Annotated in this window: 13 protein-coding genes; 1 reads left to right on the top strand and 12 read right to left on the bottom strand. The window is 59.6% G+C overall.

What is annotated here, in order from left to right; all coding sequences use genetic code 11:
* Positions 1 to 35: 35 nt before the first annotated feature.
* The 12 genes from ACONT6_RS01575 to ACONT6_RS01520 all read right to left on the bottom strand — a co-directional run bounded on the left by ACONT6_RS01575 (position 36) and on the right by ACONT6_RS01520 (position 11,843).
* Positions 36 to 689, bottom strand: a complete 654-nt coding sequence (locus tag ACONT6_RS01575) for a hypothetical protein (RefSeq protein WP_428820140.1) — start codon at positions 687 to 689, stop codon at positions 36 to 38.
* A gap of 307 nt (positions 690 to 996) precedes the next feature.
* Positions 997 to 2,883: a DNA topoisomerase IV subunit B gene (parE, locus tag ACONT6_RS01570; RefSeq protein WP_181254291.1), complete on the bottom strand. Its 1,887-nt coding sequence runs from the start codon at positions 2,881 to 2,883 to the stop codon at positions 997 to 999.
* 66 nt (positions 2,884 to 2,949) lie between these two features.
* On the bottom strand, positions 2,950 to 3,597 hold the full coding sequence (locus tag ACONT6_RS01565) for a YqiA/YcfP family alpha/beta fold hydrolase (protein ID WP_428820139.1): 648 nt from the start codon (positions 3,595 to 3,597) through the stop codon (positions 2,950 to 2,952).
* 76 nt (positions 3,598 to 3,673) lie between these two features.
* Positions 3,674 to 4,336, bottom strand: a complete 663-nt coding sequence (locus tag ACONT6_RS01560) for a hypothetical protein (RefSeq protein WP_428820138.1) — start codon at positions 4,334 to 4,336, stop codon at positions 3,674 to 3,676.
* A gap of 212 nt (positions 4,337 to 4,548) precedes the next feature.
* Positions 4,549 to 5,352, bottom strand: a complete 804-nt coding sequence (locus ACONT6_RS01555; protein ID WP_428820137.1) for a phosphodiesterase — start codon at positions 5,350 to 5,352, stop codon at positions 4,549 to 4,551.
* Between the two features lie 53 nt (positions 5,353 to 5,405).
* Positions 5,406 to 5,942: a DUF1249 domain-containing protein gene (locus ACONT6_RS01550; protein WP_428820136.1), complete on the bottom strand. Its 537-nt coding sequence runs from the start codon at positions 5,940 to 5,942 to the stop codon at positions 5,406 to 5,408.
* A gap of 214 nt (positions 5,943 to 6,156) precedes the next feature.
* A complete protein-coding gene (locus ACONT6_RS01545) occupies positions 6,157 to 6,783 on the bottom strand; it encodes an NUDIX domain-containing protein (RefSeq protein ID WP_428820135.1) in 627 nt (208 codons plus the stop codon).
* A gap of 34 nt (positions 6,784 to 6,817) precedes the next feature.
* Entirely contained in the window at positions 6,818 to 7,384 is a 567-nt protein-coding gene (locus tag ACONT6_RS01540) for a DUF4136 domain-containing protein (protein ID WP_428820134.1), read from the bottom strand.
* A gap of 103 nt (positions 7,385 to 7,487) precedes the next feature.
* The gene (locus ACONT6_RS01535; protein WP_428820133.1) at positions 7,488 to 8,051 is read right to left on the bottom strand and encodes a DUF4136 domain-containing protein; all 564 of its coding nucleotides are present in this window, start codon (positions 8,049 to 8,051) and stop codon (positions 7,488 to 7,490) included.
* A 53-nt stretch (positions 8,052 to 8,104) separates the two neighbouring features.
* Positions 8,105 to 10,465, bottom strand: a complete 2,361-nt coding sequence (locus tag ACONT6_RS01530; protein WP_428820132.1) for an MlaD family protein — start codon at positions 10,463 to 10,465, stop codon at positions 8,105 to 8,107.
* Positions 10,462 to 11,133 carry a paraquat-inducible protein A gene (locus ACONT6_RS01525; protein ID WP_255463465.1) on the bottom strand — a complete coding sequence of 224 codons (672 nt, stop codon included), beginning with the start codon at positions 11,131 to 11,133 and terminating at the stop codon, positions 10,462 to 10,464. The genes ACONT6_RS01530 and ACONT6_RS01525 overlap by 4 nt, the downstream gene beginning before the upstream one ends.
* Positions 11,130 to 11,843, bottom strand: a complete 714-nt coding sequence (locus tag ACONT6_RS01520) for a paraquat-inducible protein A (RefSeq protein ID WP_428820131.1) — start codon at positions 11,841 to 11,843, stop codon at positions 11,130 to 11,132. The genes ACONT6_RS01525 and ACONT6_RS01520 overlap by 4 nt, the downstream gene beginning before the upstream one ends.
* 469 nt (positions 11,844 to 12,312) lie before the next feature.
* On the opposite strand from ACONT6_RS01520, the gene ACONT6_RS01515 reads away from it, so the two are divergent.
* Positions 12,313 to 13,821, top strand: coding sequence for a TolC family outer membrane protein (locus ACONT6_RS01515; RefSeq protein WP_428820130.1), 1,509 nt, complete (start codon positions 12,313 to 12,315; stop codon positions 13,819 to 13,821).
* Positions 13,822 to 13,876: the final 55 nt, after the last annotated feature.

The raw sequence follows: 13,876 nt of genomic DNA, 5'->3' as shown, positions 1-13,876 counted from the left end.
GCGCACAAAGTTGGCCGTCGGCCTGCAGCGCATTGTTATGCGATTTCTGAGATCTGCACATCTGTCGGCTCCAATTTCTTTAGCTCACGAGATTTATTTACTATTTCATTTAGGAAATGGGTTGCATCTTCGCCTGACTCAAGTAGCGAGATCAATTTGGAAACGAACTCCTTAAGATCTATTGCCCATCCCGTATCATGAGGATTGCTTAGCACCTGATTGAAGTAGGCAATGGCCTCGTTTTTTTCCTTGGCTATGACACATGACATACCCTGGTGAAATTCACCCCATAAAGTTGGTCGATAATCTTGCAATGAAGAAACTACGTACTCTTTAACTGCTTTTGGACTAGATAGCTTTTCTCGTATTTCCAGTATTTTAGATTTTGCTAGATTTGCAAATTCTTGAGCTTGTGGCTCAAACTGCTCATTTGACTCATACTCAACAAAACCAGCCTCTCTATAGCCAATATCGAAAGAGAGATGTTCTTGTGGGTACCATTGAAAATTAACACCCACATTTAGATAGCTGCCTTTTGACCACGCAGAAGGTTGAAATTCAATTACTGTAATCCACCAACCGTTATCATCTAACCAAATTCTCGACTGGCCTTTTCGTTTCACGCCAATCGGCTTCAATACCTGCCTTGCTACTCTGTTGATGATTTTGCTGTGTGGAGGTGTACTCATGATCTCCCCTTCGCATAACAGTTTTATTCAAAAGCCCCAGATATAGACATAATGTCTACATATAGGCATCAGATATCTATATTTAGACATTATACCTATATGTAACCATGCCCGTTGAAATGTCTAAATGGCTATATCTAGACATTTCTTTTATGGCTATTCAGCTTTTTATCAGTTATACGCAGGTCAGATTACCCTTCGAATACAACCGAAATTCAAGCAATGTCGGCACCACCATGCGCCAATTGCGCAGGGTAAATTTCCGATCTATATGAACAAAAAAGCCCCGCATCGCGGGGCTTTGCATTCAGCTAACTTCGGCAAGGTTGCCCTTGCTCTCCAGCCACTGCTTCCTGTCACCGGCCCGTTTCTTGGCGAGTAACATGTCGAGCAGCTGGTTGCTGTCGTCGCCGGCGTCAATATAAAGCTGCACCAGGCGGCGGGTGTTGGGGTCCATGGTGGTTTCGCGCAGTTGCAGCGGGTTCATTTCACCGAGGCCCTTGAATCGGGTGACCTGGATCTTGCCTTTCTTTTTCTCCGCGGCAATACGATCGAGGATTCCCTGGCGCTCGGCGTCATCCAGTGCGTAGTAGACCTCTTTGCCGATATCCACCCGGAACAGCGGCGGCATGGCAACGTATACGTGACCGTTGGTAACCAGCGGACGGAAGTGACGCAGGAACAGCGCGCACAGCAGGGTCGCAATGTGCAGGCCATCGGAGTCGGCGTCGGCGAGGATACAGATTTTGTTGTAGCGCAGGCCTTCCAGGTTGTCGCTGCCGGGGTCGACGCCAAGGGCGACGGCGATGTCGTGAACTTCCTGGCTGGCGAGGATCTCGTTGGAGTCCACTTCCCAAGTATTCAGGATTTTACCGCGCAGGGGCATGATGGCCTGGAACTCGCGGTCGCGCGCCTGCTTGGCGGAGCCACCGGCCGAGTCCCCTTCCACCAGAAACAATTCCGAGCGCGTGGTATCGCCACTGGAACAGTCGGCGAGCTTGCCGGGCAGGGCCGGGCCCTGGGTGACTTTTTTACGCGCGACTTTTTTCGCAGAGCGCAGGCGTTTCTGCGCATTGCTGATACACAGCTCGGCGAGTTTGTCGCCATCTTCGGTGTGCTGGTTGAGCCACAGGCCGAAGGCATCCTTGGCGACGCCGGAAATAAATGCGGTGGCCTCGCGGGAGCTGAGGCGCTCCTTGGTCTGCCCGGAGAACTGCGGGTCTGCCAGTTTGGCGGAGAGCACATAGGAGCACTGGTTCCAGATATCCTCTGGCCCCAGCTTGACCCCACGCGGCAACAGGTTGCGGATCTCGCAGTACTCGCGCATGGCGTCGAGCAGGCCCGCGCGCAGGCCATTCACGTGGGTGCCGCCCTGGGCAGTGGGGATTAGGTTCACATAGGATTCAACGGTGACCTCACCGCCTTCCGGCAGCCACTGTACGGCCCAGTCCGCTGCCTCGGTCTCCGCGGAAAAGTTGCCGATAAAAGGCTCCGCCGGCAGCACTTCCCAGCCCTGGTTGGACGCAGCCAGATAATCTTTCAGGCCGTCTTCGTAATACCACTGGTCCGACTCGCCGTCCTGCTCATTGATGAAGGTGACGTTCAGGCCCGGGCAGAGCACCGCCTTGGCGCGCAGCAGGTGGCGCAGGCGCGGTACGGAAAACTTGTGGGAATCGAAATACTTCGGGTTCGGCAGGAAGCGCACGCTGGTGCCGGTTGTACGCTTGCCACACTCGCCAACCACTTCCAGATCCGAGGCCTTGTCGCCATTCTGGAAGCCGATGCGATGCACCTTGCCATCCCGCTGGATGGTCACTTCCAGCACATTGGACAGGGCGTTTACTACGGAAACACCCACCCCGTGCAGACCACCGGAAAACTGGTAGTTGTTTTTGGAGAACTTGCCGCCGGCGTGCAGGGTGGACAGGATTACCTCTACCCCCGGACGCCCCTGCTCCGGGTGGATATCCACCGGCATGCCGCGACCGTCGTCGCTAACGGACAGGGAGTGGTCCTTGTGCAGTACCACCTCGATTTTCTTGGCGTGGCCGGCGAGGGCTTCGTCGACACTGTTGTCGATCACTTCCTGGGCCAGGTGGTTGGGACGGGTGGTCTCGGTATACATCCCGGGACGCTTTTTCACCGGGTCCAGCCCCGTCAATACCTCGATATCTTCTGCGGAATAATTCGCCATAGAGTTTTGTTCGCCGTGGCCGGCGCCTACTGCTTGGAGTTTGTTATTGGGTCTTTTCGGGTTCAGTTAATTATTCGGAAACAGGAAATCTACCAGTGCCTCGGTATAACGGGCAAATCCCTGGAAGCTGTGGTCGCCCCCCTCTTCCACGGTTTGGCGCTGGCCGCGGTAAAAATCCTCGGCTTCGCGACAGTCCAGGGTTTCATCGCCACGCTGCGCCAGCAGCCAGTAACGTCCACTCAGCTCCCCGGGTATCGCCGCTTCCAGTTGCCGCATGTTATCCACATCGGTTGGCTGCAGGCGATAGGTCTGCATTTCACCGCTGTAGGGTTTGAGGTCCTGCCCGAGATAACCTGGCATAAAGCGCGAGGGTTTCACTGCGGGATTGATGATCACAGCCGGGAGCCGGTGCTGCTCGGCCAGCCAGGTACTCCAGAAGCCGCCCATGGAGCTGCCCACCAGGCCGATGGGACCGCGGTGATTGGAGCGGAAATCCTCCAGCATCTTGCCGAGGGTCATTGCAGCCTGCGCCGGATAAGGTGAAATCAACGGCGCATAGAAAATGACATCGGGGCGGGATTCCTGCAACCACTGTTTCAGTACCTGACATTTGTAGGACTGCGGTGATGACAGGAAGCCGTGCAGGTAGATCAGCAACGGGCGCTCAGCCGACGAGCTGTGGTGGCGGGATTGGGAGTTTTGTTGTGTTGGCATGGCGGGGATTATAGCGGTGACGCCGGCATATGTACCGGCGCCCGCTCACCATAGAGCTTCAGGATGTGACTAAACGCTAGCGCAGGGATTCATCCAGGCTGGCAAAGGCACGGCGCAGGTCAATTTTCATATCGCGCCAGAAGGTAACGCTGGTGAATCGTTCAAAACGCCCTGCGGGGCCAACACCGCCGAAGTTTTCGCCGATATCGCGACGGTCACTGAAGCGCATTACCGGATTGCCGTTGCTGTCCTGCAGCTCGCCGGAGAGGGTTCCGTAGGCGCTCTGGTCGGTGTAGACCCGCCACAGAAACGGCTGCGGATCGAGCGGCGCACCGAGGGAGAAGCGGCTCAGGTCCAGCTTCATGACGTAGTCCGCCTGGGAGCGGTCAGCCACCAGCTCACTGCGGCGCGGGGAGAGAAAACGTTCGCTCAGGGTTTCACCCATCACTTCCTGCAATTTGGCGACGTCTTTTTCATCCAGTTCGTAATCTTTGGCGCGCAGTGGAGAACCGATACGCGGATAGCGCTTGTTGTACTCGACCGCCACTGGCTCCAGGTAAACCTTGGCGCCACTGAGATCGAAGGCGTAGGCGGCACTGACGATATCCAGCCCGGTTTTGCGCGGCAGCAGGCCATCGGCTTCATCTTCCGGGGTAGCCACCGGCTGCTGGGCACAGCCCGCCAGCAGTGCGGCGGTGAGCAACAACAGACTCAGGAAACTCTTACGGGGTGTGTACATGGTGACCTCTCTTCCTGTTGGACACGTGTATGATTGCAGCACACCGACTGGAGAGACTCGAGCAGTTCGAGGCGGTGCGCCACAGGAATCCGGTACCACTGAACCGCGAATTCACGTGCCATATTATGATAGGTGGCTGGACAATGAGTCACGTGAGGCAGGTTAAAAAGTGCAAAGGGGCGAATAGCCCGACCTATGCGACGAGCGCAGGATCAGTATCCAGACGATGCAAAATCCACACTGTATTCTGCGATCGCCACCCGCTCAACGCCGGTATCGTAACTGCCGTCATCGCGCAGATCGAACCAGCGGTAGCCCGGCAACTCACTGTCTACCGCAAAGGGACCGCTGCCCGGTGTGAACTGAACCGAGGTGGAAGGGGTTGCGTGCAGGCCGATGTGGCCGAGCTGGCTGTCGAACTGCTGGTGTACATGGCCCCAGGTAATCGCGCGCACGTGATCGGCGCCGGACACCATCTCGATAAAAGCCTCGCGCCCGGTCTTCAGCATATGGCCATCGATCCAGTGACTGCCTACCGGTACCGGCTGGTGGTGCATCATGATCATCAGCGGGTGGTCGCGGAGGTCTTCCAGCAGTTTCGCGATACGCGTCAGTTCCACATCCGTGAAACCGCCGCAGATCTGCCCCGGCACACTGGTATCCAGCAACAGCAAGCGCCAGTTGCCCAGCGCCACCACCTCGGGGCGTCGCCTCGGCTCGAGTTCGTCCATTCTACGGGCGGTATCGTGGTTGCCGGGGAGCCAGTACCAGGGAGTAGAGACGGGTTGCATTTTGCGCAGGAAACGGCGGTAGGCTGCCTCGGTACCATTGGCAGAGACATCGCCGGTAACAACCATTAATTCGGGCGTAGTAGGCTCGGCAGCGACGGCGGCAAGCACCTCATCCAGGGTGTGGCCAGTGTCCAGGCCCAGCAACTGATAATCCGGCCGACCGCCAATATGGGGGTCGGTAATCTGGATCAGCCGGTTTGCCGGTTGTACTGCCTCGATATTCACTGTCTCACCTTGCCGAAACATCCGTGTTCGCCCGTGCGATGCCCGGCGTGCTCTCAGCGTTGGCGACCACCGAAAGTGAGGTCGACCTGGGCGCGGGCGTTTGCCAGGCAGTGCGCCAACCATTCACTCAGGAAACGATTGACCTGCTGGCGCTCATCTTCATTGTGCATGGCCGGATTGGGGTAGCTGAAGTTCAGCCCATCGCCGCCTACCGGCCCCTGGCCATCCACCGCCACCACTTCTGCCATACGCGCGTCATGATAGAGACGTACCGTAATCGGCGGTGGCGCAAGCCAGTTACTGTTCTTGACCCCAGAATCCTGTAGCGAGGTATGCAGGCTCACTTCGGTGGTGTACCTGCTGCGCTCTACAACCGCCACCTCCAGGGTGCCGCTGGGTATCTGGTAGCTCCAGCTGTGATTGCTGGCGAGCTCCGGCATCAATTTACACAGGCGCAGGTAGTTGGCATCACAGTCTGCATGATAGGTCGGTAGATCCACCCGGTAGCGCTCTTTTATAGCGCCCGTGCGTCTACTCGTCGCAATCTGTGATTTTGCCTTGCTGCGGCTGCTGTTCGCCGGTACCGCCATTATCGACACTCCTGTTGAGTCTGCGCCGTGATTGATCTCTCAAATTGCCCGCGTTGGGGCGAAATCCGGGTCCTGGCGACCAGATCCCCGGCTCTCTAGGCGCGGATTTACCCTCGAACTTGCATTAACTTGGCAATATTTGCCGGCAATTGCCATTTGCTTGTAGCTATCAGAAGGGGATATCTGAGCAATGGCGCCGCGACCGGTTACCCGCTCAGCGTTCCAATCGCTCGCGATTCAGCTGCAGCCACTGCAGGCTGATGATGCTGGCGGCGTTATCGATGGCACTGTCGCCGCTGGCGACCGCGTCCAGCATGGTTTGCAGAGGGAATACCCGCAGGCGGATATCCTCGTGTTCTTCAGCGAGGCCGAAGTAGCCCTCGATATCGCGTAGGTCGGCACAGGCGCAGAACAGGTGCATACGCTCGCTGGTGCCGCCGGGGCTGGGCAGGTAACTGCGGATGTAGTGCAGCGCCTGCACTTCCAGTCCGGCCTCTTCCTGGAGCTCGCGACGGGCGACCTCTTCGAGGGATTCCCCCTCTTCGACCATGCCGGCCACAACTTCCAGGCACCAGGGGCCGTTTTCGCGCTCCAGCGCGCCCACACGGAACTGCTCGGTGAGTGCTACCAGCTGATGCCGGGGATCGTACAACAGCACCCCCACTGCACTGCCGCGCACGAACAGCTCGCGCTCCATCTCCCCGCCCCAGCCGCCGCGATACAAGCGGTGGCGCAGGCGCAGCTTCTGCATCTCGAAGAAACCGTCGTACACGGTTTTGCGCGAGATAATATCCACCGCGCCGCGGGTAAATTGCGGCTTGAGATCCTTGTTATCACTCATGGCTGTGTGTTCCGATTCCGTTACTGCCGCTGGATCAGTCGTAGCCGACATCATTGTAGGGTGGGAACTTGGCGAGGATCATGCTGGCCTCCTCACGCAGGCGAAACAGTTGCTGCTCTGGGGCGTCGTATCGACCCGCCACGGACGGCATACTGCCGCGCCACAGGGGTGCATCATCCGGGGACAGCACATCGACGATCAGGGAGGATTCGCGGTACTCGCGCACCCGCAACGGGGCTCTCCAGCCGAAGCCGAAATAGCGGTAGCCGCCGTAAATGCTGAACGGGTCCTCGTACACCGCAACCTTGTCGCTGCTGAACAGCTGTACACGCACCAGGAAATCGGCCTCCTCCGGGCTGGCCGCCGGCTGGTAGCTCGCCTTCAGCACCTCGTTCACCGCCTGGTTGGCGCGTTTGCTCTCAAATGGCGATACCGGGCCGTTGGCGAGGGTATCGAGCAGGTAATAGCTGCGCAGGTTAGCGAATTTGAAGGACGGGTCGTAATCCACCGCGACCGGGTTCGGGGCGGTACAGGCGCTGAGCCCGAGGGTCACGACTAACCCCAGGGCGGCACCGCGAAAACGTTGAAGCAAAGAAGCCATATGCTCTCCTGAATTTGTTATGAGAGTACCGGCGTCCTTGCCGAACTGTGAAAAAATTGGAGGCCTGCTGGCGGGTAGGGCTGAACCCTCCCCTCAACCAGATTCAGCTCGCCGGCGGCAGGTCCTTGAGCAACTCGCCCACGGCCTTGTTGAGAATGCGCTGGCGCTCGTTCTTGTCCTCGGGGCGCGCCATCAGTTTGGTGGCGCTGCCACCCCATATGGGCATGCCATTGTGCGGCCCGATACCTACCGAGAGGGTTACCCGAGGCGCGCCGCTGCGCTCCGGCAACTCGACCACACCGCGCTGGGCATTGCTGTCGAACTGCGCATCCCAGCTCTCGTTTTCCTCCTCGCTGGCGAACTCTTCCTCGATAACTGCGATCTGGTATTCCACTACCATCTGCGCACTATCCACACTCTGCACCTGGCGATAGCCGCGGGATTGCATCAGGGCACCCACGGTGCGACGCAGCTCCGTATCCAGCTCCACAAGTTGTGCCGGCGCGCCGGTGTCACCAGTCAGCACCTCGGTGCCCCAGGCATAGGTCTGGAAGCTCACTGGTGCTGTGCGCGGCTCGATCCGGTTGATCTGGGTCGGAGTGCCACAGCCAGTGAGCCCGGCCACCGTCAGCAGACCCGCAAGCAGGCTGGTTATTGTAATACGCATCCGTTCTCCCTATCTCGTATGACATGATGTCGAGGCTCCGGCCATGGGCCGGACTATTTGAAATTGCCTTCCAACGCTGGGTACAGCTCGATTTTGGGGCTCCACAACAGCCACTCATTCTCGGGCTTCCCGTACAGTGGATAATGGCTGCCGGACTCCACTTCAAGCCCCATCTCCGCATTTTCCGGTGTGGCGAAAGCGATCCCCCCTGCCAGCAGCGACTGGGCAGATTCCGTGTGTACATCGAGCCCGGTCATCACCCCAAAGTTCACATCCACGCCACTGGCATTCCAGAATTTACTGTGTTCGCGCACCAGGGTGCGATATTCAGGCTCTATATAAACATAGATGTAAACCCGGTCCGCCAGTTCCCCCAGCTGATAGCCGGTCACCTGCCCGACCTTCACCTGGCGGTAAAAAACCGGGCTGCCGCGCTTGAGCGATCCACGCCGCGGTGCGTCGAGAATGAGCGCCAGCCCGGGCATCATCATGGTATCGGCGAGGTCCGGCTCGGGCTTGGCGGGAAGGGCCACAAATTCGGTCTGCGGATCGTTGCCCAGCCCCGGCTCCAGCTCCAGAAAAGGTCCGGTCACCAGGGTATCCAGATTATCCACACCGCCCAGGCCGATCTTGGGGCCCACCACCCACATGCGGGTGCCGGTGCGAGCAAATCGCTCCGCACGCCGGTAGAGGCGCGCCCTGGCGCGCACACCATCCAGCTCGTAATTCAGACGCAGGCGGGTAATCTCCCCCACCTGAATGCCGCGATAGCGCAGCGGCGCCCCCTCCTTGAGCCCCTCATCGCCGGTGAGATCGATGTAGATATTGATCCCTTCTTCCAGCGCCTCGTCGCGACTGCCGTAAAGCCGGAAACTGTCACCGCTCTGCGCGCGCCCGGCATTCTTGCTGTGATGGGGGCCGCTGCCAAAAGCGATACCACCGCGCACCACCGACAACAGCGCATCGGTCTCCACCTTGATTCCCTGCAGGCTGGCACTGGCGCGCACCCCGCTTACGTTCCAGAAGCGGCTCTCACCGTTGACCAGGTGCGCATAGCGCGGCTCGATCACCACATATACGTTGATGCTGGAGCCGTCGTCCGCCAGCTCCATCCCCTGTACCCGTCCCACTTCCATCTGGCGGTAGTACACGGAGGCACCGCGCTGTATGGAACCGGTATTCCTGGCGGTAAGCCGCAGGTGCAATCCAGGCGTGCGCGCGTCCCGCGCGGGCGGCGCAGTTGCGGCGTCAAACGTTCGAACCGAGCGTTCACCGGGACGCAGGTCCACTTCGATGCGATTGCCCTTGAGCAGGTCATTCACGCCGGAAGTGAAATCCAGGGTCGGCGGCGCCAGCCAGAATCGGGTGTTTTCGGTGAGCAGGTCGTCTGTGATCGGGTCCATCAGCACCTCGACTTCCATGCCATCGATATTCCGGTTGGCCTTGGCGGCATTCACCTCACCCACCTTGATACCCTGGTAGATAACCTGGGTAGATCCCTCCGCGAGGCTCACACCCCGGTCGAAATTGAGCGTCACCGGGATGCCGGCATCCGCCTCGGCAAAGCTCTTGTAGAGTTTGAATTCCTGGCCGTCTTCCGAGAGCGGGGAATGCCGCTGAGCTTCGGGGGTATAAAAACTGACACCACCCGCAATCAGCGAAGCGAGAGACTCGAGCTCTACGTTGACGCCACTAATGCCACCCTGGATGGTGACGCCGGAGGTATTCCAGAAACGGCTGCCGCGATGCACCAGGTCAGCGTATTCACGTCGGATAAACAGGCCGATCTCTACCTCATTGGCATCTTCCGCCAGCCGGTAGCTCTCCACCTGCCCCACTTTCAGCTGGCGGTAGTACACCGGTGAGCCGCGATTGAGGGAGGCCAGGCGCGGCGACTTGAGGGTAATCCGCAGTCCATCCCCGCGCACATAGGCGGGCGGCTCGGGCACTGCGACAAAATGTTTGCGCGCGGCACCGCTGCCCGGCTCCACGGCGATATAGTTACCGGACACCAGCGCCTCGAGGCCACGCACACCGGTAAGAGACACCTCCGGCTTCACCAGCCAAAATTTACTGCCCTCGGTGAGCAGGTAAGCCGCACTGCGATTGAAAGAAACTTCAGCCAGCACTCCGTCCTGGCCACCCAGCTTTTCCGCATTGGGCACCAGGCGGAAATCGTCCACCACCCCGATTTCCACACCGGAATACTTCACCGCGGTCTTACCCTTTACCAGGCCGTCCCCGGTGGAAAACAGGATCGTGGCGCGAATATCCCCCTGGGTAAAATCCTTGTACAGCAGCCAGGCAGCGATAAGTGCTGCCACCAGCGGCAACAGCCAGACCAGCGAGAGACCACGACTGCGGCGCGCCAGACCTTCGGACTGGGCGTCGTATTCCAATGGCGGTTCGCTCATCCATTCTCCCTGTGAAGCTTCTCGTGTGCGTGCGCTTCTTTCGCAGACACTTTTTCTTCGTATACATCCCACACCAGACGCGGGTCAAATGCGCGCACTGCGAACATGGTCACAACCACGACGGTGGCAAACGCAGTACTGCCGGCACCGGCAGCCACTTCGGCGATTGCACCCATGTCTACCAGCGCCACCAGTATCGAGATCATAAACAGGTCCAGCAGGGACCAGCGGCCGATGGCATTCACCACCCGGTAAATCCGCATCGCCTGGCGCGGAGACACATCCCAGCGCCGCTGCACCATCAGGCACAGCATCACCAGGCCCACCAGTTTCATCACCGGCACGGCAATACTGGCCACAAACACGATCAGGGCAATGCCCCACAGCCCCGCGTGATACAGCTCCATCGCCCCGCCGATGATCGTGCTCGGGTCTCCCGAGCCCAGATAGATCACCGTCATCACCGGCAGGATGTTGGCCGGGATCAGCAACAGCGCCCCGGTAATGGTCAGCGCCCAGGTCAGCATGATGCTGCCATCCACACGTCCATGCATGCGCGCGCCACAGCGGGGGCACAGGCAGGAATCCGCCTGCGGTGCCCGCACCAGCTGACGGCACCCGAGGCAGGTCCAGAATCCCGAAGACAATGCCCGTGCCGGACGCTTCACGACATTCCCTCCGACTGCGCTGAGGCACCCTTATCCGCAGCAGCGGTGCGGCGGGCCAGTCGCGCCCACACGGTTTCCGCATCGAAGGACACTGTGGCCGCGCTGGACACCACCATCATGGCCACAAAACAGTAAAGCCCGGGCTCTACCGACATTTTGCCCAGGTCCGACATCTTCACCAGTGCCACCAGAATGCCCAGCATATAGACATCCAGCATGCCCCACTCCTGCAGGTGGTGATACCAGCGCAGCGCCCGCGCCACAGGTCTGGCCATACTGGCCCAGGCGCTGCCCCAGGAGATGAAGGCCAGCAACAGGAACTTGCCCAGTGGCGCCAGTACACTGCAGAACAACACCAGCGAGGCGAGCCAGTAATACCCCTCGGCAAACAGCGACTGCACACCGTTCATCAGCGTGTTCTCCGCGCCGAAGGAAAACAGGGAAAACTCAAGCAGTGGCAGGGTGGCGGTGGGAATAAACAGAAGCAGGCCCGTAAGACTCAGCGCGGCAGTATGCGCAACGCTGCGCTCCATATTGCGATGCAGGGCGGCGCCACAGCGCGGACAGATCAGCCGCTGCCCTACCGGTGCGTGTGCACGGGTCAGCAGCAGGTCGCACTGGTGACAGGCTCTCTGCCACTGGGCACTGGAGCCTTCCGGCCCTGCCGGTATCGCCGTGCGGTGAGTGTCCTGTCGGGATTCTTGCCCCATGCCCTACCCATTTCCGTTTACTGCACTGCGCCAGTGGGCCGCTGATACGACACTTCCGGGCACATCTACACCGGGTGCATCCACAAGCGGCCTCCGCTGCGTCAGAGTTACCGGGAAGCGGCGTGGGAAGTGACGCGCAGGCCGGCACAAAGGTACCTTTTGCCACTGGACGCAAGTTCGCGTCAGTTTAACGAAGATATACCAAATTGCGCTGGTCGTCGCCTCGACGCTTATGCGGCCGAGAGGTACACTCTCGCGACCGCAGGCCCGAACTCCGTATCGAAAACGGATGCAACTGCATTCCGGGCCAAGCCAGCGCCGCCTTCAGAGCACATTACAGACTGGCTTCAGATCCTTTCAGAAGCACAAGCAGAAAAGGAAGCGGGGTTTACAGGAACACAGTGGGCGTTGCTAACGCACGATGCCACGGAAACTTGAAGACCGCAGCTGTCACAGGAAATCAACAGTAATGACAAGAAGTGCAAAAGGGCGCCTTGCTCAGCGTATTGGCCGCCCACTCAAATCTCTGCTCGCCGCCACCGTTGTCGGACTAGGTACCGGCCTCGGCGCTGTACAGGCCCAGGCGGACACCCTGTGGGAAGTGTACCTGCAGGCACTGGATAACGATCCGCAACTGGCTGCTGACCGCGCTGCCTATCGCGCCGGCCTGGAAGCGAAAAACCTCGGCCGCTCCTCGCTGCTGCCGCAGATCAATGCCAGTGCGGACTACACCAAGACCCGCACCGAATCGGACTCCATCAGCCAGAACTTCATCAACAACCAGCTGGTCACGGGTAGATCCACCGGCGACAGTGATGTCGACAGTCACGGCTATGGTGCCAGGCTCACCCAGGCACTGTTCGACCTGCCGGCCTGGTTCGGCTACAAACAGGGCAAGACCCTCAGTGAACAGGCCGCAGCCGAGTTCAGCGCCAACCAGCAGGATATGATGATCCGTGTAGCGGCAGCTTACTTCGACGTCCTGCGCGCCCACGACGTACTGGAAGCCGCCCTCGCCGAGGAAGAGGCTCTGGCCAAGCAGCTGGAACAGACCCAGCAGCGCTTTGAAGTGGGCCTGACCGCGATCACCGACGTGTACGATTCGCGCTCCGCGTACGACAGCGCCGTGGCCCGTCGCCTCACCGCGCAGGACGACCTGCTGAGCAACTTCGACGCGCTCTCCGTACTTACCGGCCAGAATCACGATGTGGTGGCGCCGCTGCAGCCGAACTTCACCGTGTCTGCACCGAATCCCGCAGACCGCGCCTCCTGGGTAGAATTTGCCCTGGCCAACAACTACACCCTCAAGGCCGTGCGCCTGAACGCCGATGCCTCGCGCTACAACGCGCGCGCCGCGGCCGCCGAGCACCTGCCCACCCTGTACGGCAACCTGTCCTACGACAAGGGCTACCGCGACGGTGACAGAAACGGTACCACCACGTTCCCGGGATTTGAGCCCTTCTCCACCGGCTCCCCGATCGACGACGAGACCGAAACCAAGATTGCCGCGATCACCTTCGAGATGCCCATCTACACCGGTGGCCGCCTGAGCGCCAGTCGCCGCGAAGCGCGCAACCTGGCGTTCCAGTCCGAGGACATCCGCAACCTGACCGAGCGCAACACCATTCAGGACACGCGCACCCTGCACCGCGCGGTCACCACCGACACCAGCCGTGTGGAAGCCCGCGAACAGGCGGTGATCTCCGCCAAGAGCGCCCTGGATGCAACCCAGGCCGGTTACGAGGTGGGTACCCGCAATATCGTCGATGTGCTGCTGGCCCAGCGCACCCTGGCACTGGCCAAGACCGATTACGCCAATGCACTGTACGACTACATCCTCAACACCCTGAACCTGAAACTGGTGGCAGGCCTGCTGGCACCGGAAGACCTGCAGCAGCTGGATGCGCGCCTGAACCCGGCCAGCCCGGTTTCCCGCACGCATATCCTGGATAGTGGCGCAGCACCACTCACCAAATAATCCACCTCCAGCACACCATTAAAAGGCCGGCACTGCTATAGTGCCGGCCTTTTTT

Source organism: Microbulbifer sp. MCCC 1A16149, from assembly GCF_050368945.1.
Classification (GTDB): domain Bacteria; phylum Pseudomonadota; class Gammaproteobacteria; order Pseudomonadales; family Cellvibrionaceae; genus Microbulbifer.
Note: the sequence above shows the minus strand (reverse complement) of the source record. Positions and strands in the feature narration are given on the sequence as shown.

Coding starts and splice junctions, on each gene's coding strand:
- ACONT6_RS01575 (WP_428820140.1), bottom strand. CDS start 689: ATGAGTACACCTCCACACAGCAAAATCATCAACAGAGTAGCAAGGCAG.
- parE (WP_181254291.1), bottom strand. CDS start 2,883: ATGGCGAATTATTCCGCAGAAGATATCGAGGTATTGACGGGGCTGGAC.
- ACONT6_RS01565 (WP_428820139.1), bottom strand. CDS start 3,597: ATGCCAACACAACAAAACTCCCAATCCCGCCACCACAGCTCGTCGGCT.
- ACONT6_RS01560 (WP_428820138.1), bottom strand. CDS start 4,336: ATGTACACACCCCGTAAGAGTTTCCTGAGTCTGTTGTTGCTCACCGCC.
- ACONT6_RS01550 (WP_428820136.1), bottom strand. CDS start 5,942: ATGGCGGTACCGGCGAACAGCAGCCGCAGCAAGGCAAAATCACAGATT.
- ACONT6_RS01545 (WP_428820135.1), bottom strand. CDS start 6,783: ATGAGTGATAACAAGGATCTCAAGCCGCAATTTACCCGCGGCGCGGTG.
- ACONT6_RS01540 (WP_428820134.1), bottom strand. CDS start 7,384: ATGGCTTCTTTGCTTCAACGTTTTCGCGGTGCCGCCCTGGGGTTAGTC.
- ACONT6_RS01535 (WP_428820133.1), bottom strand. CDS start 8,051: ATGCGTATTACAATAACCAGCCTGCTTGCGGGTCTGCTGACGGTGGCC.
- ACONT6_RS01530 (WP_428820132.1), bottom strand. CDS start 10,465: ATGAGCGAACCGCCATTGGAATACGACGCCCAGTCCGAAGGTCTGGCG.
- ACONT6_RS01520 (WP_428820131.1), bottom strand. CDS start 11,843: ATGGGGCAAGAATCCCGACAGGACACTCACCGCACGGCGATACCGGCA.
- ACONT6_RS01515 (WP_428820130.1), top strand. CDS start 12,313: ATGACAAGAAGTGCAAAAGGGCGCCTTGCTCAGCGTATTGGCCGCCCA.